The sequence below is a fragment of the Enterobacter sp. SORGH_AS_0287 genome, from assembly GCF_031453695.1.
Lineage (GTDB): Bacteria > Pseudomonadota > Gammaproteobacteria > Enterobacterales > Enterobacteriaceae > Enterobacter > Enterobacter ludwigii.
This window is the reverse complement of sequence record NZ_JAVIZW010000001.1, coordinates 760,365-780,538: the sequence shown is the minus strand read 5'-3', so window position 1 is coordinate 780,538 and position 20,174 is coordinate 760,365. Positions and strand designations below refer to the sequence as shown.

The following is a 20,174-nucleotide window of genomic DNA, read 5'->3' as shown; positions in this document are numbered from 1 at the left end:
CGCTTTATTATTCAGTCGGGCTACGGATGGCCCAAAACTCCATATCAAGTCCCGGGAACTCGCCTGCGAGATGCAGGGCGAAAGCGCCGGACTTATCCATCTCGTGCCACAGCTCGCTCCCCTTCTCCAGCTCGAAGTAGCTGTAGCCAGCATGCCAGGGAATCTGCGGCGGTGCGACCGGCATGGCGCGCAGCATAATGCCAGGCAGTTGCAGCTGAACCAGATCGCGAATTTTCGAGACCGGTGCCACTTTCATCTGGGCAGGGAAATGGGTTTGCAGGTGTTCGCCCGGCACGTTGGCTTTGACCGCCAGCACGAAGCCGAACTCACGCACCATGCTGGTTTCCGGCACGGTCGCGATGTTCAGACCGTGGGAACGCTCGTTAAGCGGCAGCTGAATGGCATGGTCTTCCATCACCAGAGACAGCCCCTGACGCAGCAGCATCATCAGTTTGCTGAAGCAACCCGCGAGGTCGTCGTGATCGTAAATCGGCAGCACGCTTTCAGCGGTACGCTGAGACGCCCAGGTAGCGAGCTCGGTCGCAAACGGCAGCCAGCTGCGCCAGAGCGTTTCCGGATGCAGCAGCGGAAGCGTTTTTAAATGCGAAACCTCGCCCAGATGGCGGTTCACCAGTGAGAGCAGCGTGAATTCAATCAGTTCCGAGGTATTAAAACGACCAGGCTGGCGCAGACGACCGCCAATTTGCTGGCTGCGCTGTACCAGTAAGCCGTGCAGATCGTTAATCATGCTGTAGATCTGCGGGCTGTTATTGGCGTTCAGCATCGGCGGAATGTAGCTGCTATCGAGACGCACGTGGTTATCGTTGCGTTTCTCGGTCACAAACGCCACACCGATAGCGGTCCACTCTGCCGTTACATCTTTTTCCAGCATCAGGGTCAGACGCAGGCGGCCAAACTGTACGGTGGCATCGCCTACCGACATGGCGTTGTCGTCTTCCACCTCTTGCTCAAAGGCGATGAAGCGCGCCAGCGAGGCCGGCTCTTCACTGAAGATCACCTCTTCTCTCTCTCCACGGCGAACCGGCAGTGCGAGCACCACCTTTTCATTGGTGAGATTGTCAGGGATTTTCAGCGGCACCGGACCATTGCGGCCGTTGCGCACCTGGAAAAAGGTTCCGTCAGGCAGCAGTCCGCTGCAGTAGCTCAGGGCAATGCATCCCTGGCGCAGCATCGCTTCGTCCAGCTCAACGTCGAGAAAGCCCCAAAGGTATGAACGCTGCAGCGCACCCCATTCACGAACGTGGTTGAGCAGATAGCTTTCAGTCCGCTGAAAATGGTGTGGGCGCAGGAACATGCCTTCGGTCCAGACGACCTTTTCTGCTTTCGTCATGATGATGTAATTCCTGTTATGAAGCGCGTTACTGGCTGATGACCCGGATGCCATTCACGTCGAGAAACACGTTGGCCTGGAGTTCATCCGCTGACCATTTCCAGAACTGGTAGATATGGTTTTCGCCTGGCACAGGCAGAGGGAGTGAAACGCGCCATTTTTTGCCATCCAGCATCTGATATTCCGCCATCACACCAATGTAGCGGGCGTCGGGAGAGCTCTGTCCACTCAGGGTTTTCGAGAGCTGACCCGGCATCAGGAAGAAAACATCGCTGTTCAGCAGATTCGCGCCAAGCGTGGCTGACGCGTTGTTCTGCAGGGAATAGAAGTCGCTGGACATGAAATCCGCATCGGATTTCAGCAACAGCACTCTGACTTTTAGCGGCGCAGATTCATTGATTTGTGGATGAGCCTGAAACTGCAGATTGTAGCGGGAAGGGTCGCTGTGTGAAGACGACGTACAACCACTGACAAGGGCGAAAATCGCCGCGTAAAAGACGGACCACAACCAATGAAAATTTTTATTATTCATAAAAATACGCTCAGGGACGCGGTTTAGTTCAGGATCCAGGTACCGTTAGCACTGTCTTTGCAGGCTTTGCTGTTACCGTCCACATCAACACAGGTTGCCTTCTTACGCACTTTCGCACGCTGGGCCTGCTTACGGACGGTCGCTTCGTACTGATCGGCTTTGATCACTGCGCGCATCGGGACGTAGCCAATCAGCTGATCATTTCCCTCATCGGCAAGCGCCATCCAGTAGTGCTCAACCTGACCCAGGACCACATACGTTTTACCGGTTTCCAGGGTACGGATAACCTTTCCGCCGAAGTCAGGACGGCTCATCAGCGAGGCCGGATACATGGCACGATACGGCTCATTGAGCTGAGTAAACTCTGCTGGAGGTAAAACAGCATGACGGTGGGTTAACGTGACGCCATTGACCTGGCTGGTCACGATCGTGTCGTCGTTGATCACAGGTTTCTGCGGCGCTTTACAGCCCGCCACCGCCATTACAAACAGAAGTGAAAACAGTACGCGCATTTTCATATGCTTTTCCGTAGCGATATTTCGATGATGGAGATAAAGGGGATGAAGTTTGACTTAGGTGCTATTGTTAAAATAGTCAGTATATTTTCGGGGCGTTACTATTTAAGGGCATAGCTACCGCACGAGCCCTTCAGAATAAGGCCCAGCGTCTTCCTGACATATTTTGACAAACGGTAAGCAAGTTTACATGAGCTTGCCACCAATTCAATATTTACCGCTTCATAACTGATGGTTAATGAAGCACTCGAGACATTATAGGATTAATCTGAGAAAAAAATACGATTTAGCTAAAATCGTCTATTCCCCTCAAGCCAAAATCACATATCCATCTGATTTAAAATGAAATTCCACAAAAGAGAATCACTTTCATTAACGCAATAACCCTATTACTGCTACTACCATAATTAGTAGAATCTGGCTTTATGCGGGGCGAAGAAAATATATCCAATATGAATTATTTGTTGCATTATCGAGATAACTTTCAATTTCAGCCAGACCTGTCTCAATATATGAAATTGTTTCAGGGAAACTGAGAAAAGTTAATTTTACACCTCAAAATAAGTTTGTCTTTTAATCTCCCTTTCGGATTTAATCTGGTAATTTTCCGCTATTAACAATTAAGCACAGCTACATATTCCTGGTTAAAGCGACGATTAATTTGCACCGATTCCTCCTGCCTGCAGGGGTCTTCGTCGCCCTGCCCTTCAGCCACCTTCATCTGAAATTTAACGCTGACTTCATCATCGCTTCGCTTTCGCCATAGCGCAGAGTGAACAAGTGATAGATAAGATTTATTATAAAAATGATAAAATTTCGTTATAATTTCTTTAAAACTTTACACCGATTAGCATGTAAGCCACTGTAAAATATCGCCATTAAATTCAATGCATTTAACTTTGCTCTGGCCTCTGGTAACAGACGCCATCATTGTTTTCGCTTATTGGCAAACCCGGTGGTTTATAGGCGCAGGTGATGTCATGACCGCACAAGTCAGGAGTTGGTATGAATAAGAAAAGACGCTCAGTTCCCGGTATCAGGCACTATGACGGCCCAGCCGGTGGCTGGGGGGCGTTAAAGGCGACGGCCATTGCGGTACGTACCCAAATGGATACGCTGGATGCCCCCGCAACCCTACTGCGCACAAACCAGCCTGACGGTTTTGACTGCCCTGGCTGTGCGTGGCCCGATAAAGAACACAAATCCACGTTCCAGTTCTGTGAGAACGGGGCGAAAGCCGTCACCTGGGAAGCCACCAATAAACGCGTCACCACGGATTTTCTCGCCAAAAACAGCGTGTCCTCGCTGCTGGCTAAATCTGATTTTGAGCTGGAAGGTTACGGTCGTCTCACCCATCCCCTGCGCTATGACCGGGCAAGTGATACCTTCCAGCCAGTGGAATGGGACGACGCTTTCCAGCGTATCGGTGAGGTGCTGCGCGGTCTTGAGCCTGACCAGGTCGAATTTTATACCTCCGGCAGAGCCTCGAACGAAGCAGCGTATCTGTTCCAGCTGTTCGCCCGCGAGTACGGTACCAATAACTTCCCCGACTGCTCGAATATGTGCCATGAAGCCACCAGCGTCGGTTTACCCCGTTCCATTGGTATCGGGAAAGGGACCGTCTCACTTGATGACTTCGATAAAACGGAGCTGGTTATCGCCATTGGTCATAACCCTGGGACCAACCATCCGCGGATGATGGGCACGCTGCATGAGCTGGCTCGCCGCAACGTACCGATTATCGTTTTTAATCCCCTGCGCGAGCGCGCGCTGGAACGTTTCGCGGATCCGCAAAGCGTTATTGAGATGGCAACCTACAGCTCTACCGATATCGCCTCCACCTATTTCCAGGTGAAAGCCGGGGGCGATGCCGCTGCGTTAAAAGGGATCGCAAAACACCTGCTGGAGATGGAGAACGAACGCGGAAACGTGCTCGATCGCGCCTTTATTGCTGAACACACCCAGGGCGTTGAGGCGTTTGCTGCGGACATTGCGCAAACCGACTGGGAGGCCATTGAGCGTGAGTCCGGGTTGAGCCGGGCAGCGCTCAAATCCGTGGCCGAGGCCTACGCAAAATCGAATGCCACCATCATCACCTACGGGATGGGCATCACCCAGCATAATAAAGGCACCGCGAATGTCCGCCTGATCGCTGATCTGTTGCTGCTGCGCGGTAACATTGGCAAACCCGGCGCGGGGATATGCCCCCTGCGCGGCCACTCGAACGTTCAGGGTAACCGCACCGTGGGTATAAGCGAGAAACCGACACCGGCATTTCTCAACCGCCTGAAGGAGGTATTCGGTTTTGAGCCTCCTGCCCACCACGGCCATGATGCGGTGCAGGCAACGCAGGCCATGATCGACGGACGTGCAAAAGCGCTGATCTGTCTGGGGGGAAATTTTGCGGTGGCGATGCCCGATCACGAGAACGGTTTTCCGGCAATGAATACGCTGGATTTGAGCGTGCACATCGGTACCAAGCTCAACCGCACCCATTTGCTGGTGGGGAAAGAGACCTTTATTTTGCCGTGCCTCGGTCGTACCGAGCTGGATGTCCAGGCCACCGGACGCCAGTCCATTACCGTGGAGGACTCTATGTCGATGGTGCATGCCTCTTCCGGTAAGCTGAAACCCGCCTCTCCGCGCCTGCGGGCTGAGCCGGCCATTGTCGCCGGAATGGCGCAAGCCACCCTGCGGGAGACCCGCGTGGACTGGATGACGCTGGTTGAGGATTATGACCGTATCCGCAACCTGATTGAGCAGACCATTCCGGGCTTCGAGAATTACAATGAACGGATCCGCATTCCTGGTGGTTTTCGCATGCCTCTGCCGCCCACAGAACGTATCTGGCCAACGGCGACGGGCAAAGCGATGTTTTCGGTTTTCGACGGCGTCAATGAGAACGCCAGTGGTGAAGGCGATAATGTGCTGCGCCTGATCACGCTGCGCAGCCACGACCAGTACAACACCACCATTTACGCCCTTGATGACCGCTACCGCGGCGTCTTTGGCCGTCGCGATGTGCTGTTTATGAATGAAGACGATATGGCGCAGTCAGGCCTGGAGCATGGCGATCGCGTGGATATCGAAACCGCCCTGCCGGGGAGCGTTCAGCGTCTGGAAGACATTACCGTTGTGGCCTACAGCATTGCGCCGGGTTCCGTCGGAGCCTACTACCCGGAGGCCAACGTACTGGTTCCGCTTGATTATCTGGATAAGGACAGCGGTACGCCGTCTTATAAATCGGTTCCGGTCCGCCTCATCCTGCGTTCGAAAGAGATCCGCATGCTGTAAGGCTTTCAACGCAGAGAAATACGATGGATATAAAACAGCTAAAGTACTTAATCGCACTCGATCAGACCCGGCATTTTGGTAAAGCAGCCTCGCAGTGCAACATCACCCAGCCGACCCTCTCCATGCGTATTCGCAGCCTGGAAGAGGAGCTGGGGCTGGTGCTGATTACTCGCGGGCAACGTTTTGAAGGCTTTACGCCCGAAGGCGAACGCATTCTGGCATGGGCGCGCGCGGTGCTGGCCGCTCACGACGGCCTGCAGGCCGAAGCCTCGCTGTGCAAAGGGCAAGTGGTGGGTGAATTGCGTCTGGGAATGGTGCCGCTGGCCAGCGTGGATCCGATGATCTTTATCCGCCAGCTGACGCAAAAATACCCGGAGCTGACCTACAGCCTCTACTCAATGTCCTCGCAACAAATTGCCGACGGCGTCAGCCGGAATCAGCTTGAACTGGGGATTTGCTACCTGAACAGTATCGACACCCGTCCGTTTGACATTATCCAGCTGCCAAAAACCGAAATGGGATTGCTGCACGATATCCGCCACTTCCAGCTGGATCAGGAGACGCTGACCTGGCAGGAACTGATGGCATTTCCGCTGGGGTTTCTGACCAAGGGGATGCATTATCGCGAGCATATGGAGGTGAGCTTTAAATCTGCCGGCATTAATCCCGAGTCTGTCTTTGAAAGCGATTCCACGTTCCAGATCATTCAGGCGGTACAAAGCGGCGTGTGCTGTGCCGTGATGCCGCTGAACAACGGGCTAGAGAACCTGAACAGCCACTTCCGGATAACCCCCATAACCGACTCGAACATCGAAGCCCCTATCGGCCTGATCATGCGTCGACAAGCCCCCGTCTCCTCACTGGCACTGCGCTGTTTCACCGACGCGCAGGCGCTTTATCTTGCAGAGAACAACGGCATTGAGTGAGGTGATAACGCGTCAGTCGAGCAATACCGAATAAGACTGACGCGTCACCACACTGAACCCGCCGATCAGCACCGCCTTGCAAACGTCCCGGTATTGTGGGGCATTCACCAGCGTGTTCAGCGCATCACGGAGAGCGTTAAGCGTTTCAGGGGATGTGTTGTGCGCGGTAATCAGCGGTAACCCGGGTGTCAGGGGAGTACTGTCGATCGCCGCCAGCCCGTCGAGCAACGCCGGTTCATGACGCTGCAGTAGCGCGTACGTCACGCAGTCGATAGCGGCGATATCGCCCTTACCCTCTTTTAGATCAATCAGCGACTGGCGATGGCTGCCGCTAAAGGTCGTCCGGGCAAAATAATGGCCATCGGGTGCAAGTGGTGCCACTTTTTTTCGCAGGGCGTGATAACCGGACTGCGAATCCGCAGAATTGCATACCGCCCATCGGCCGCGAAAATCAGCCAGTGTCCGGGTGCGCTTCTGGGCGCGCGTCACCAGAAGGCTACGGTAATAAAACGCTTCGCAGCCCGGCGCCTGGTAGTGAAAACAGCCCACGACCTGTACGTCCGGCAATTGCGTCATCAGCGGGTAGCCGCAGGTCTGGCTGAGGACAAGCCCGGGCTGCTGCCAGTGGGCCAGCAGAGAATCATCGGGTACGCCTTCGCTCACCGGCACGCCGCGTTCGGCAAGCAGGTGCTGTATCGCTCGCCAGAGGGCATCGGTGTCGGCGCGATTGATGGCATACATCGGAAACGCCAGCGGGTTACTCATGACTTCCCTCGTGTTGACGCCCTGGGTGAGCGGTGACGTTGACCGCCCGCCCCCAAAACTGTCGCATCCATTCACTATAACCCCTGACCACAAAACCATGGTTACGCTTCTGGTACGCCGCCCGGTTTTGCAGATAGACGCTTTTTAGCCCATACCACGGAACACCCGGTAAATCGTGATGGACTGAATGGTAGTTAAGATTTAAAAACAGCACCCGCCAGAACAGCCCTGCTTCGTTGATGACAGAACGCGCCAGCGGATCATCCGCCGCGCGATGTTCATAAAAGGAGCGCACTTTAGTCAGCGCCAGCGCCGGATAACTTACCGCCAGCACAAACCAGACGGGCGAGAAACCGTTGTGCATCATCCAGGCAAACAGCGCTGCCAGCAGCGACGCGTGGACGAGCCACATTGCCATTGCGCGCAGGTGAAGATGGCGAAACACCGTCACGGCGCTGGCCAGGGTCTGCAGAATATCCAGCAGCGGTGCCAGCAACAGCCGGCCGCAGAAGGTATTTCGTGCATGGATCACGCGCTTGTGCCAGGGCGAAAAGCGTGCCCAGCTCTCCTCGGTAAAATAGTACGACTCCGGGTCATCCACCGGGATCGTCAGGCTATCGTGGCGATGATGGGCAAGATGAGAGTCCCGGTACAGACCATACGGATACCACACCGCCAGCGGAAGCGTGCCAAACAGCGCGTTAAGCCAGGCAAAGCGCGTGGGATGGCCGTGGATCAGTTCATGCTGGAGTGACATATACCAGGTGGTAAATCCGATGAGCAGCAGCGTAGCGGGCAGCAATCCCAGCGTTTTCCAGTACGCCAGCGTGGCAAACCAGCCACTGTAAAGGGTGATGATGACGATCCACGTGGGCAGTTCGCTTCGCCACAAAAACCCCGAGGCGAGGTGGTGAATTTGATCGCGTTGTTGCGGATGTAAATAGAGGGAGCTTTGTTTACCCATGCCTTCAGACGCCGTTTCGCCAGAGAGAATGCCCTGACGATCGGGGAAAACGCCTGAAATAACAAAGAACTTATATCGCTTTGCTTTGCCAGAAACGCGGGCAGCGCGAGATCTCCCTCTCGTTCGCAGCTTGACTTATTTTGCAATAAAGGTACTTTTCAGGACATGAAGAAGATCCTGATTATTGTCCCTGACGGCGGCATGCTGTTTGAAGCCGCCGGTATCGCAGACATTCTGATGCAGGCGAACCGGCTGCATCCGGAAGGCCTAGCCCATCCCTGTTACCGCATTATCATCGCCACCACCCAGCCTCACCAGGTGATCCACGGCCAGTCCGGCCTCAATCTGCTGGCGGATTATCGCCTGCCGGAGCTGGATCCGCGTGAACCGCTTGATACGATTATTATCACCGGCCGCGGAATGAACGAGCAGGAGAGCACGGCGGTGGTGGACTGGCTGCACCTGGCTGCGCCACACGCGCGGCGGATAGCCTCCATTTGCGGCGGCGCGATACTGCTGGCCCAGACTGGCCTGCTTGATGGACGCCGGGCGACCACCCACTGGCGGCTGCTGGAGACCCTGCAAACCCAGTACCCGGCCATCCATGTGGAAGGTGGCCCGCTGTATATTCAGGACGGTCCCATCTGGACCTCCGGTGGGGTTAGCTCCGGGTTTGATTTGACCCTGGCGCTGGTGGAAGACGATTACGGTTTTACCCTCGCTCGCGAGGTGGCGCAGGATATGGTGATGTATCTGCGCCGCCCCGGCGGGCAGCTGCAGTTCAGTCGCTATAATCTTCAGCAGCCCGGCACCTCCGGCCCGATAAGCGACCTGCAAACCTGGATCCTGGAGAACCTGACCGCTGACCTGTGCGTGGAAAATCTGGCGCAAAAAGCGGCGATGAGCCCGCGCAATTTCACCCGCGTGTTCACCCGTGAAACGGGCGCCTCTCCGGCGCGTTATGTCACCGAAGCACGCCTTGCCGCCGCCCGGCAACTGCTTGAACAGACTAGCTACCCTCTCGAACGCATTGCTGAGCAGAGCGGGTTTGGCAGCAGCATCAATTTGCGTCGCGTCTTTGAGAAACAACTCCACCTCACGCCTGGCGAGTATCGTCAGCGCTTCCACTGTCGCAAAATGGCATAATGTGATCCTTTTTTGTCGTTTACGCCATCCGGCCTGACGCCTACAGTGACGCCAGACAACAGAGATAAGGAGTGCATTATGGTTAAGGTCGGTATTAACGGTTTCGGCCGTATCGGACGTAATTTCCTGCGCGCGGCGCTGGGTAACCCGGATGTGCAGATTGTGGCAATTAACGATCTGACGGACAGCAAAACCCTCGCCCATCTGCTCAAACATGATTCCCTTCTCGGCACGCTGCCGGCTCCCGTTGAAGCCGCGGACGGTGCGCTGCAGGTCGATGGCCAGCGGATCGTCGTCTTTAGCGAACGCGATCCGGCGAATATCGCGTGGCGTGACGCCGGCGTTGACGTGGTTATTGAAGCCACTGGCTTCTTTACGGAGCGGGAAAAAGCAGCCGTGCATATCACGCACGGTGGGGCTAAGCGCGTCATCATCTCCGCCCCTGGCAAAAACGATGACCTGACGGTGGTCATGGGCGTCAACCATGAACAGTACGATCCGGCTCAGCATTACGTAGTGAGTAACGGCAGTTGTACGACCAATGGTCTGGCCCCCGCCGCTCAGGTTTTGCATCAGCAGTTCGGTATTGAGCATGGCCTGATGAACACCACGCACGCTTATACCAACAGTCAGGCACTGCACGATCAGCCAGAGAAGGATCTGCGCGGTGCACGTGCGGCAGCGCTGTCGATTGTGCCTTACTCCAGCGGTGCGGCGAAAGCGCTGGGGAAAGTGATCCCCTCACTTGACGGTAAACTGACCGGGTATTCCCTGCGCGTGCCGGTTCCGGTGGTGTCGATTGTGGATTTGACGGTAACCCTGAGCCGTAACGTTACCGCCGAGGAGGTGAATGACGCCTTCCGGAAAGCCGCTGCCAGTGGCCCCCTGAAAGGCATTCTGGGTTACAGCGATGAACCGCTGGTTTCCAGTGATTATCAGGGCGACCCGCGCTCGTCAATTATCGACGGGCTCTCCACCCTCGTGATTGGCGGCAAAATGGTGAAGATCCTGGCGTGGTATGACAACGAATGGGGATTCTCAAACCGTCTGGTGGATCTGGCGGTGCTGATGGATAAGAAAGGGTTGTAACCTTCCCCCTGCACCCACTCTGAGTGGGTGTCGCTGCCCGGTAGCCTTTCGCTGACCGGGCATGCGCTCGTCACTCTGCTTTGACTTTCACGCCCATAAACACAATTACCATGGCCGTCACCAGCAGGAAACCGCTGCCCGCGAAGACGCCGCTGGCACCGTTGAGATCGAATACCGCCCCGCCCACTGCCGCACCGGCGCTTATCGCCAGCTGGATAGAGGCCACCAGCAGACCACCCGCACTTTCGGCTTCATCCGGCACGGTGGTGGCAAGCCACGTTGACCAGCCCACCGGTACCAGACCAAACGCAAAGCCCCACAGCGCGACCAGTAACCCGTCCAGCATCGCCAGATGACCAAACGCCACCATGGTGAGAGCAAGCATGCCCATCGCGAACGGTACCAGTGCCAGCGTCAGGCGCAGATTACGCGCCAGCAGATGCCCGGCGACGGAGGTGCCGATGAAGTTGGCAATCCCAAAGCCCAGCAGGATCAGCGAGATGCTCTCCACGCTCGCCTGCCCCACCGTTTCAAGGAACGGACGCAGGTAGGTAAAGAAGGCAAAGTGGCCGCTGAAGATAAGAATGGTCGCCAGCATGCCGCCAATCATCCCCGGACGACGCAGCACGCGGAACAGCGTACTCAGGCTACCGCTGCTTTCCGGCTTCATGGACGGCAGTACCCAGAGCTGCCACAGCAGCGCCAGCATGCTCGGCAGAATGCAGAGAATAAAGACGTTACGCCAGCCAATCAGGCTACCCAGATAGCTTCCCAGCGGCGCCGCCACCACCGTCGCAATCGAGACGCTGGAGAAGATCACCGCCAGCGCTTTCGGCACTTTATCGGCGGGCACCAGGCGCATCGCCGTGGCGGTCGACATCGCCCAGAATCCCCCGATCGCCACACCCAGCAACAGCCGGCCCATCAGCAGGACGTGCAGCGTGGGCGCAAAGGCCACCAGCAGGCTGGAGATGATCTGCAGCACCGAGAAGAACATCAATACCCAGCGACGGTCGATATTTTTGGTGGCCGGCGTGATGAGCAACCCGGTGACCAGCGCCACCAGCGCAGTGGCCGTCACCGCTTGTCCGGCCATCCCCTCGGACACCCCCAGACTCGCGGCCATCGGCGTCAGCAAACTGGCGGGCAGGAATTCTGCTGTGATCAGGCCGAATACGCCGAGCCCCAGTGAGTAGACGGCTCGCCAGGCGGGTTTTGCAGGCGTGACCGCCTCTCTCGCCACGACACATGAATTCATCTGTTGTTCTCCCGTTATAAAAATGTGACAACTGTCGCAAAAGCATAGAGGGTTCACCCTGGACGATCTATGACATATAATCTCCACTTATTGATTATTCGTCCGGAGTTGCGTCATGACCGCTCATTCACCCGATTTGATCAGCGAACTTTTGCGCGGCATGCGCCTGTCGGGCGTGAAATACCGTCGGATTGAGGCCAGCGCGCCGTTTGGCGTGGCGTTTCACCAGGCGCCCGGCAAAGCCCAGTTCCATTTTGTCAGCCACGGCAGCGCCCTTTTGCGTATGGAGAGTGGCGCCACCTTCACGCTGAATGGCGGCGACGCCCTTTTTATCCCGAACGGCAACGCCCATGCCCTGCTCTCTGACGAGCACGCCAGCATTACCCCGGTCAGTGCGTTCCCCAGCGAGCCTATCTGCGGTTCGGTCTGTGCGATCACCTGTGAGCCGTGTCCGGAAAGCGAGAACACCATCATCTTCAGTGGATGCATGGATTTTGAACTGGGCGGGATGCAGCCGCTGATCAAGGCGATGCCGGAAGTGATGATGGTGAGCCGGCTGATGTCCACATGGCCGGAAATTCATCCGCTGCTGGCAGCGATGGAGCGGGAATCAATGACCCGCCAGGCCGGATTCGCCGGGATCCTCGCGCGACTTGCCGACGTGGTGGCCGCGTTGATCGTGCGTGGCTGGGTTGAAGGAGGCTGCGGCAAAGCTACCGGCTGGGTGCAGGTATTGCGCGACCCGCGTTTGAGCCGGGCCATTTACGCCATGCATCAGCAGCCAGGCCTGAACTGGAGCGTGGCGGATCTGGCGAAAGAAGCGGGCACTTCCCGCTCCGTGTTTGCTGAACGTTTTCTGGCGGCCACGGGAACCACACCGGCAAAATATCTCAGCGAACTGAGGATGCGGCTGGCCATTCAGTACATCCGCCACGAAAATCAGCCCATTGAAACCGTCGCGTTGCGTCTGGGGTACGGTTCACTGGCCGCGTTCAGTCGGGCATTTAAGCGCATTATTGGGCATGCACCGGGCACATTGCGCGAGACCAGCCAGACCCCGGAAGAGGTCTGAGCCAGGCGTTAGCGATACGTATTTTTTGCCAGTCGCCTCTCGCGATTTAATTATGGGGCGTGCTAAGGGAGCACCTTGCGCTATTACGGAATAAAAGAGCATTCCGCGCATATTATTATCGCGCCATGATTTGCGCCCATTGATTAAATTAAAAGCAATATAATTATTTATCATAAAAAAGAATTATCTTTCATCAAGATAGCAAATTCTCCCAATCCCTTCCGGCGCATAACCAGACGGTAAATTGTCTGGTTATGCGCAAAATGGGATATTCGACACGCGAAGCGGCCAATATTCGTCTAAGGTTTTCAGGTGATTGATAACAGCGGCAACGCTGCTCAGCGAATACAGGAGATGAACCGATGATAAGACCTCGTACACTACGCCCTGCTCTTTTGCACCTGGCTTTGGGCGGCGCGTTACTCGGTGTGACAACATGGGGTTATGCGGAAGAACAACTCACCACCCAGACAAGCTCCCCCGATATTTTACTTGGTCCTCTCTTTAATGATGTGCAAAGTGCCAAACTGTTTCCCGATCAAAAGACCTTTGCTGACGCCGTGCCGAAAAGCGATCCGCTGATGATTCTGGCGGATTATCGGATGCAGCGCACTCAGTCTGGCTTCGATCTGAAGCACTTTGTGGAAATGAACTTTACGCTGCCAGCGGAGGGTGAAAAATACGTCCCGCCTGCCGGGCAAACTTTACGTGCACACATTGATGACCTCTGGCCCGTACTGACCCGCACCACCGATAAAGCGAGTAATAAGTGGGATTCCCTTCTGCCGCTGCCTAAACCCTATGTCGTGCCTGGCGGACGTTTTCGCGAGGTCTACTACTGGGACAGTTATTTCACCATGTTAGGGCTGGCTGAGAGTGGCCACTGGGACAAAATCAGCGATATGGTGGACAACTTCGCTTACGAGCTGGACAGCTGGGGACATATCCCTAACGGCAACCGCAGCTACTACCTGAGCCGCTCCCAGCCTCCGTTCTTCGCGCTGATGGTCGAGTTGCTGGCGACCCATGACAGCGATGCGCTGAAGAAATACCGTCCGCAAATGGAGAAAGAGTACGCCTACTGGATGGAGGGTGCCGACACGCTGCAGGCCGGACAAGCCAACAAGCGTGTGGTGAAGCTGGACGATGGCTCAGTGCTCAACCGCTACTGGGATGACCGCGATACGCCGCGTCCTGAATCCTGGCTCGATGATATTACCACCGCTAAAAGCAATCCTAACCGACCGGCCACGGAGATCTACCGCGATTTACGCTCAGCGGCCGCCTCGGGGTGGGACTTTAGCTCCCGCTGGATGGACGATCCGCAAAAACTGGGCACGATCCGCACCACCAGCATTGTGCCTGTCGATCTTAACGCCCTGATGTTTAAGATGGAAAAACTGCTGGCCAGGGCAAGCCAGGCATCCGGCGATACCTCCGCTGCCAGCAAGTATGACGCGCTGGCGACCGCGCGTCAGAAAGCGATCGAGAGCCATCTGTGGAATGATAAAGAGGGCTGGTACGCGGATTACGATCTTAAGAGCAAAAAGGTGCGTAATCAGCTTACGGCAGCCGCACTTTATCCGCTCTATGTGAAGGCGGCTTCGCAGGATCGCGCTGATAAGGTCGCTGCAGCGGCATCGTCACGCCTGCTCAAACCGGGCGGCATTTCCACCACCACCATCAACAGCGGCCAGCAGTGGGATGCACCTAACGGCTGGGCACCGCTGCAATGGGTGGCGACGGAAGGGTTGCAGAATTACGGGCAGGATAAGGTGGCAATGGATGTGACCTGGCGCTTCCTGAAAAATGTTCAGCATACCTATGACCGCGAACAGAAGCTGGTAGAGAAGTATGACGTTTCGAGTACCGGTACAGGGGGCGGTGGCGGTGAATATCCGCTGCAGGATGGCTTCGGCTGGAGCAACGGCGTGACGCTGAAAATGCTGGATCTGGTCTGTCCGAAAGAGAAACCGTGCGACAGCGTGCCGGAGAATCAGCCGGCAGCAAACGATGATGTCGCACCGGCGAAAAGTACGGCGCAATAAAGCGGCCTCATTCCCTCACCCTCTCCCGCCAGGAGAGGGTGAATGGGCCGTCTTACGGGGTTTAACAGGGCATCAGAAGCTGTAGCTCGCGCCTAACTGATAGGTTCGGTCACGTCCAATCCAGCAGTTGGTCGCATCGTAACAGGTCAACGTCTCTTTATTGGTGATGTTCTGCGCGCTCGCTTTCAGGGTCAGCCCTTCAAGCGAAGGCAGAATTTCGCCCATCCGATAGGATGCCGCCAGATCGTACTGCGTGGTGCCACCGAGTTTACCCGCGTCGTTCGCCGGTGAAATCTCCATCGGCCCGGTGTAGCGCGCCCCGACCCCCAGCATCAATCCTTTCAGTGGCGTATTCTCAAAGGTGTAATCCCCCCACAGGTTGAATGCATTTTCCGGCACCTGCGTAGGGCGTTTGCCCTGATACTTATCGTCCTGCGTATTGATGGCGTGCGTGTATGCGTAGTTGGCAATCAGGTTCAGATTGTCTGTCGGACGGCCAATCACAGACAACTCCGCCCCTTTAGACTCCACTTCGCCGGTCTGACGATAGTTCAGGAAGCCGGGATCGGAGGTGACGACATTCTTCTGGCGAATAGTAAACACTGAGGCGGTAAAGGTGGTGGCGTACTCTGCCAGCAGATATTTCACCCCGCCCTCCACCTGCTTGCTGGTGGTCGGCTTGACCTCTTTCGCCGTCAGGGTTCCCTGCGGCGAGACCGGGGCAAACCCTTCTGAATAGCTGATAAACGGAGAGAGACCGTTGTCGAAGGCGTAAAGCGCGCCCAGTCGTTTGGTAACGCGATCCTGCGATACCCACGCCTTGTCGCCGTTATGCAGATAATCGGTGGTGACGGAGCGATAATCATCATAGCGCAGGCTGCCCAACAGATTTAAGCCGCCAAACTCCACCTGATCCTGCAGGTAATACCCATTCTGCTGATAGCTCAGACGGTTTTTCTGCGCGGTATACAGCCCCAGCGCATCCTCATGGACCTGTGAATAGTCCGGATTGCGCATATCAATCCCCGGTGTTGTCGAGGCATAGCGGTAGTGGAAGTGGGAATTCAGCTTCTGGTAGTCAAACCCGGCCAGCAGATGGTGTTTCCACTCACCCAGCGCAACGGTTTTGGTCACCTGATTATCAATGTTGAAGCTCCGGAGATCTTCATCTGTGGTGTAGGCAAAGCGGTTAAGCTGATTGACTTCACTGCCCGGCCCGGTTGCATAAATACTGCGCTGGTGGGTATCGATGTCAAAATAGCGTGCCTTCTGGTTAAAGCCCCAGCCGCTGTCAAACTCATGTTCAAAGCTGTAACCCAGCATCCACTGGCGCTGTTTAAACCCGCTCCATTCGTCGCCAGCATAATCCCGCTTGCCCGCATATTTCGAACGCAGCCAGGCGAGCGGCAGCGGGTTAGACGGCGTCAGGCTTGGGGAGTTTTGCGCCAGCGCATCAAGGGTGAGGCGCGTTTTGTTGTCCGGTTGCCAGGTGACAGACGGCGCAACCAGGTAGTTTTCATACCGGGAGGTGTGCGGCTGATCGTCACTCTCCGTCGCTTTCCCCAGCAGACGGTAGTTCCAGTCGCTATCGGCAATTTGCCCGGTCGAATCCAGATACCCCTCTTTCAGGTTACGGTTGCCGGTGTTAAAACCCAGTTCGGTCCGGGCGGCTTGTTGCGGTTTTTTACTCTGAATATTCACCAGCCCACCCGGCGAGGCTCCGCCGTACAGTACCGATGAGGGACCTTTGAGAATATCAACGCTTTCAACCAACAGCGGATCGATGCGGGCTTTGGTATTGCCGGTAACGTTATAGGGTAACTGCAGCCCGTTGTAGAACTCCTGATCGACGGTAAATCCGCGAATTTTATATTCACTCATGTAGGAGGTGTTTCCGCGCACCTCGGTCGACACACCCGGTGCATAGCGCAGGATCTCATTCACGGAGTTCGCGTGACGTTTATCAATTTCCTGTGCCGACAGGGTATTGATCACCTGCGGGGTTTTACTCTCGGCAACGGCTGATTTGGTTGCGCTGTTCGTCCAGTCGGGCAGTACACTGCCCTGCTCTGAGCCCGTGACTACGATGGTTGATTCTTCGGCAAACGCCTGTACCTGCAATGCCAGCGTCACGGCTCCTGCCAACGCGCATAACGTGAAACGAGAGGGGTTCATAAAGTCGTCTTGTGATTAAGTGTAATCAGGAACGACAATTATTATCATTTCGATTAGCAAATCAATATGCACGTAAAAAAACGGCCCTCCTTGAGAGCCGTTTTAGTGAAGTTATGCCCGTCGCAGTAACCTGAAAATGCCCAGCACCACAATGGCACCCACGACAGCCACCAGGAAACTGTGCAGGTCAAAACCGCTGATGCTGCCACCAAAGCCAAACATCGTCGCCAGCCAGCCGCCTACAACCGCCCCCACGACACCGAGCACACACGTCAGTATGAAGCCGCCGCCATCATTTCCCGGCATGATAAGTTTAGCGATAGCTCCAGCAATTAGACCAAAGATAATCCAGGCGATAATACCCATAGCGATGCCCTCTTGCAGGTTTAATGCATGCGCAGAAAACCTTCTGCGCAGGTAACTTAAGTATAGGTCATCCCTGGAAAACTAATTTCATCTCACCGACTTATCTTCTCTGCAATCTGAAAAAAAACTCATCGGTTTGTATTAAGTTTCATTGTGCAGTGCCGATAACGCAAAGACAGTCTGTCATCTATCAAGGAGCCATCCGGCGTGAGTAATTACAGTGAGCAGTTCCTCAAGCAAAATCCGCTGGCTGTATTAGGGGTATTGCGTGACCTGCAAAAAGGTGAAGTGCCGCTGCGCATCAGCTGGTCAAACAATCAGTTCATCAGCAAGATCCTCGACGTCTCGCAGGAGCGACTGGTTATCGATCTGGGCAGTCAGGAGTATGAAAACCGCGCCGCACTGAAAGCAGAGAAACTCGCGGTGATGGCAGAGACCCACGGTGCAAAAGTGGAATTTGTGCTCCCGCGCCTCGAAATGAGCGAATACCAGGGTCTTCCCGCGTTTGTCACACCGCTGCCTGCCAACCTGTGGTTTGTGCAGCGCCGGGAATATTTCCGCATCAGCGCCCCCCTTCACCCTGCCTATTTTTGTAAGGCTAAAATGCCGGACAAAAAAGAGCTCCGCTTCCGCCTCTTCGACCTGTCGCTGGGCGGTATGGGCGCGCTGATGGATACGCCGAAACCTGACGGACTGGTCGAAGGCATGCGATTCTCGCAAATTGAACTGGATATGGCCGGCTGGGGACGGTTTTATTTTGATGCCCAGTTGATTGCCATCAGCGAGCGTAAGGTGGTGGACAGCAAAAACGAAACGATTACCACGCCACGTTTGAGTTTCCGCTTCCTGAACGTCGGACCCGGTTCAGAGCGCGAACTGCAGCGCATTATCTTTGCACTGGAGCGCGAAGCACGGGAACGTGCGAATAAAGTTCTGTGAGGAAAACGGGCAGCGTGACCGCCGCCCGCCTGCGGCATTACATGGCATCCATCGCTTTCTGTACTTTCCAGATGTAACGCGGAGCCTGTGGTGCCGGATGATTTTTCGCCACATGTTCAACGAATTCATCTTTGTCCATGCCGTTAATCTCTTCTATCGCCTCTTTACGGTCAGAGGAGAAGGTTCGCAACAGCGCCCCGGCCCCGTTGACGTAAGAGACCACCAGCGCGTATTGCATCACTTCCGGGTCGTCGATGCCCTTCAGTACGCCATGCTCCAGAATGCTGAGATAGGCTGTCCCCATGGAGATATTACGCTCCGGGTTCTTCAGCTCACTGGTCGACGGCTGACCGCTCCAGCCCATGTAGCGGTAGACCTCTTTACCTGCGGTAGACGCTTTGAGCTGCATCAGCCCCACTGCGTTTGATTTGCTGACAAGCGTGGGATTACCGCCGGATTCAACGGCAATGATCGCGGTGATAAGACGCGGACTGACGCCCCATGCCTTCCCGGCTTGCTCGCTGATCGGCATCCACTGCATGGCCCGTTTCACCGGCACTTCCGGGTTCCAGGGCGGATTTTGATAGTCATGTCTGGAACTACAGCCCGCAAGCAACACAATCAAAAAAGCAAACCATCTCAATTTCACGTCATCTATCCTTATAGCCGGTCATCGCAGTGCGCCGCCCCTTGAAGCGGGCAGCGTATAAGCGGCATGATATAGACAATTAGTTTCTCATTCAGCAAGGAATTGCCATGTCTCAGTTTCATCTTATCGCACCGTCGGGCTACTGCATCAATCAGGACGCGGCACAACGGGGCGTTCAGCGCTTACTGGGCTTCGGCCACCAGGTAGAAAATCAGACGATTATCCCTCGCCGCCAGCAGCGTTTTGCCGGAACCGAGGCCCAGAGACTGAATGATATCAACAGCCTGGTGAACCTGAAGGGTGAGGATCGGATCGTGCTTGCGGTGCGGGGGGGCTATGGTGCGAGCCGGTTACTGGAGAGCATTGACTGGCAAGGTCTGGCACAGCGTCAACAGCAGGACCCGCTGCTGATATGCGGCCACAGCGACTTCACGGTGATCCAGCTTGGGCTGCTGGCGCTGCATAACGTCATAACCTTCAGCGGCCCGATGCTGGCCGGAAATTTTGGTGCGCCGGCGCTCGATGCATTTACCCTTGAGCATTTCTGGCGCGCCCTGCGAAACCCAACCTACAGCATAACGTGGCAAGGCCAGGGGCCGCACTGGGCCTGTGAAGGCCAACTCTGGGGGGGTAACCTGGCAATGCTGGTCTCGCTCATCGGTACGCCGTGGCTGCCGGACATCGAAGACGGCATTCTGGTGCTGGAAGATATTAACGAACATCCGTTCCGCGTCGAGCGCATGTTATTGCAGCTTTATCATGCCGGGATCCTTGAACGTCAGTCAGCAATCGTGCTGGGCAGTTTTAGCGGTGCGGCACCCAATGATTACGACGCCGGTTACTCCCTTGAAACGATGGTTGATTTCATCCGTTCCCGTCTTGATATCCCGGTTATCACCGGTCTGGATTTTGGCCATGAGCAACAAACCGTAACCCTTGCGCTGGGGGCACATGCGTCCCTGATACATGATGATTCAGGCAGTCGGTTAACAATAAGCGGTCATCCGGTCATAAAGGCATAAAAAAGCCGTTAAACCCCTTAATAAAACGCTGTTGCCGTGGTTAATATGTTAGGGTTTTAGTAA

The 20,174-nt window shown here is 55.5% G+C and carries 17 protein-coding genes; 8 read left to right on the top strand and 9 right to left on the bottom strand.

Annotated elements, in window-relative coordinates; all coding sequences use genetic code 11:
• Window positions 1–7 precede the first annotated feature (7 nt).
• From tssK to QE396_RS03610, 3 genes are read right to left on the bottom strand one after another with little or no spacing between them, the layout of a single operon-like run.
• Window positions 8–1,351, bottom strand: coding sequence for a type VI secretion system baseplate subunit TssK (gene tssK, locus QE396_RS03620; RefSeq protein ID WP_020883454.1), 1,344 nt, complete (start codon window positions 1,349–1,351; stop codon window positions 8–10).
• A gap of 28 nt (window positions 1,352–1,379) precedes the next feature.
• Window positions 1,380–1,883 carry a type VI secretion system lipoprotein TssJ gene (tssJ, locus tag QE396_RS03615; RefSeq protein ID WP_014170556.1) on the bottom strand — a complete coding sequence of 168 codons (504 nt, stop codon included), beginning with the start codon at window positions 1,881–1,883 and terminating at the stop codon, window positions 1,380–1,382.
• A 23-nt stretch (window positions 1,884–1,906) separates the two neighbouring features.
• Window positions 1,907–2,401, bottom strand: coding sequence for a hypothetical protein (locus QE396_RS03610; protein ID WP_014170557.1), 495 nt, complete (start codon window positions 2,399–2,401; stop codon window positions 1,907–1,909).
• Between the two features lie 1,002 nt (window positions 2,402–3,403).
• Between QE396_RS03610 and QE396_RS03605 the strand changes: the two genes are divergently transcribed.
• Both QE396_RS03605 and QE396_RS03600 read left to right on the top strand, forming a co-directional pair.
• A complete protein-coding gene (locus tag QE396_RS03605) occupies window positions 3,404–5,692 on the top strand; it encodes an FdhF/YdeP family oxidoreductase (protein WP_020883453.1) in 2,289 nt (762 codons plus the stop codon).
• Between the two features lie 23 nt (window positions 5,693–5,715).
• Window positions 5,716–6,618, top strand: coding sequence for a LysR family transcriptional regulator (locus tag QE396_RS03600; RefSeq protein WP_020883452.1), 903 nt, complete (start codon window positions 5,716–5,718; stop codon window positions 6,616–6,618).
• 12 nt (window positions 6,619–6,630) lie between these two features.
• On the opposite strand, the gene QE396_RS03595 is transcribed toward QE396_RS03600, so the two are convergent.
• Together QE396_RS03595 and QE396_RS03590 are read right to left on the bottom strand one after the other, a co-directional pair.
• The gene (locus QE396_RS03595) at window positions 6,631–7,383 is read right to left on the bottom strand and encodes a phosphate/phosphite/phosphonate ABC transporter substrate-binding protein (RefSeq protein WP_020883451.1); all 753 of its coding nucleotides are present in this window, start codon (window positions 7,381–7,383) and stop codon (window positions 6,631–6,633) included.
• On the bottom strand, window positions 7,376–8,347 hold the full coding sequence (locus QE396_RS03590; RefSeq protein WP_020883450.1) for a fatty acid desaturase: 972 nt from the start codon (window positions 8,345–8,347) through the stop codon (window positions 7,376–7,378). The genes QE396_RS03595 and QE396_RS03590 overlap by 8 nt, the downstream gene beginning before the upstream one ends.
• A 165-nt stretch (window positions 8,348–8,512) precedes the next feature.
• Between QE396_RS03590 and QE396_RS03585 the strand changes: the two genes are divergently transcribed.
• Complete coding sequence (locus tag QE396_RS03585) at window positions 8,513–9,493, top strand: GlxA family transcriptional regulator (protein ID WP_020883449.1); 981 nt, start codon at window positions 8,513–8,515, stop codon at window positions 9,491–9,493.
• Between the two features lie 78 nt (window positions 9,494–9,571).
• On the top strand, window positions 9,572–10,582 hold the full coding sequence (gene gap, locus QE396_RS03580) for a type I glyceraldehyde-3-phosphate dehydrogenase (protein ID WP_020883448.1): 1,011 nt from the start codon (window positions 9,572–9,574) through the stop codon (window positions 10,580–10,582).
• Between the two features lie 70 nt (window positions 10,583–10,652).
• On the opposite strand, the gene QE396_RS03575 is transcribed toward gap, so the two are convergent.
• Window positions 10,653–11,840 carry an MFS transporter gene (locus QE396_RS03575; RefSeq protein ID WP_020883447.1) on the bottom strand — a complete coding sequence of 396 codons (1,188 nt, stop codon included), beginning with the start codon at window positions 11,838–11,840 and terminating at the stop codon, window positions 10,653–10,655.
• 115 nt (window positions 11,841–11,955) lie between these two features.
• On the opposite strand from QE396_RS03575, the gene QE396_RS03570 reads away from it, so the two are divergent.
• A complete protein-coding gene (locus QE396_RS03570) occupies window positions 11,956–12,912 on the top strand; it encodes an AraC family transcriptional regulator (protein ID WP_020883446.1) in 957 nt (318 codons plus the stop codon).
• 362 nt (window positions 12,913–13,274) lie between these two features.
• Window positions 13,275–14,960, top strand: coding sequence for an alpha,alpha-trehalase (locus tag QE396_RS03565; RefSeq protein ID WP_020883445.1), 1,686 nt, complete (start codon window positions 13,275–13,277; stop codon window positions 14,958–14,960).
• A gap of 72 nt (window positions 14,961–15,032) precedes the next feature.
• On the opposite strand, the gene QE396_RS03560 is transcribed toward QE396_RS03565, so the two are convergent.
• Both QE396_RS03560 and QE396_RS03555 read right to left on the bottom strand, forming a co-directional pair.
• Entirely contained in the window at window positions 15,033–17,135 is a 2,103-nt protein-coding gene (locus QE396_RS03560; protein ID WP_309949952.1) for a TonB-dependent siderophore receptor, read from the bottom strand.
• 111 nt (window positions 17,136–17,246) lie between these two features.
• The gene (locus QE396_RS03555) at window positions 17,247–17,501 is read right to left on the bottom strand and encodes a GlsB/YeaQ/YmgE family stress response membrane protein (protein WP_010432765.1); all 255 of its coding nucleotides are present in this window, start codon (window positions 17,499–17,501) and stop codon (window positions 17,247–17,249) included.
• A 207-nt stretch (window positions 17,502–17,708) separates the two neighbouring features.
• On the opposite strand from QE396_RS03555, the gene QE396_RS03550 reads away from it, so the two are divergent.
• Window positions 17,709–18,440 carry a flagellar brake protein gene (locus tag QE396_RS03550; RefSeq protein ID WP_020883443.1) on the top strand — a complete coding sequence of 244 codons (732 nt, stop codon included), beginning with the start codon at window positions 17,709–17,711 and terminating at the stop codon, window positions 18,438–18,440.
• Between the two features lie 37 nt (window positions 18,441–18,477).
• On the opposite strand, the gene emtA is transcribed toward QE396_RS03550, so the two are convergent.
• Window positions 18,478–19,089 (bottom strand): membrane-bound lytic murein transglycosylase EmtA, encoded by a 612-nt coding sequence (gene emtA, locus QE396_RS03545; RefSeq protein WP_014170571.1) that lies wholly within the window; start codon window positions 19,087–19,089, stop codon window positions 18,478–18,480.
• Between the two features lie 107 nt (window positions 19,090–19,196).
• Between emtA and ldcA the strand changes: the two genes are divergently transcribed.
• The gene (ldcA, locus tag QE396_RS03540) at window positions 19,197–20,111 is read left to right on the top strand and encodes a muramoyltetrapeptide carboxypeptidase (RefSeq protein WP_014170572.1); all 915 of its coding nucleotides are present in this window, start codon (window positions 19,197–19,199) and stop codon (window positions 20,109–20,111) included.
• Window positions 20,112–20,174: the final 63 nt, after the last annotated feature.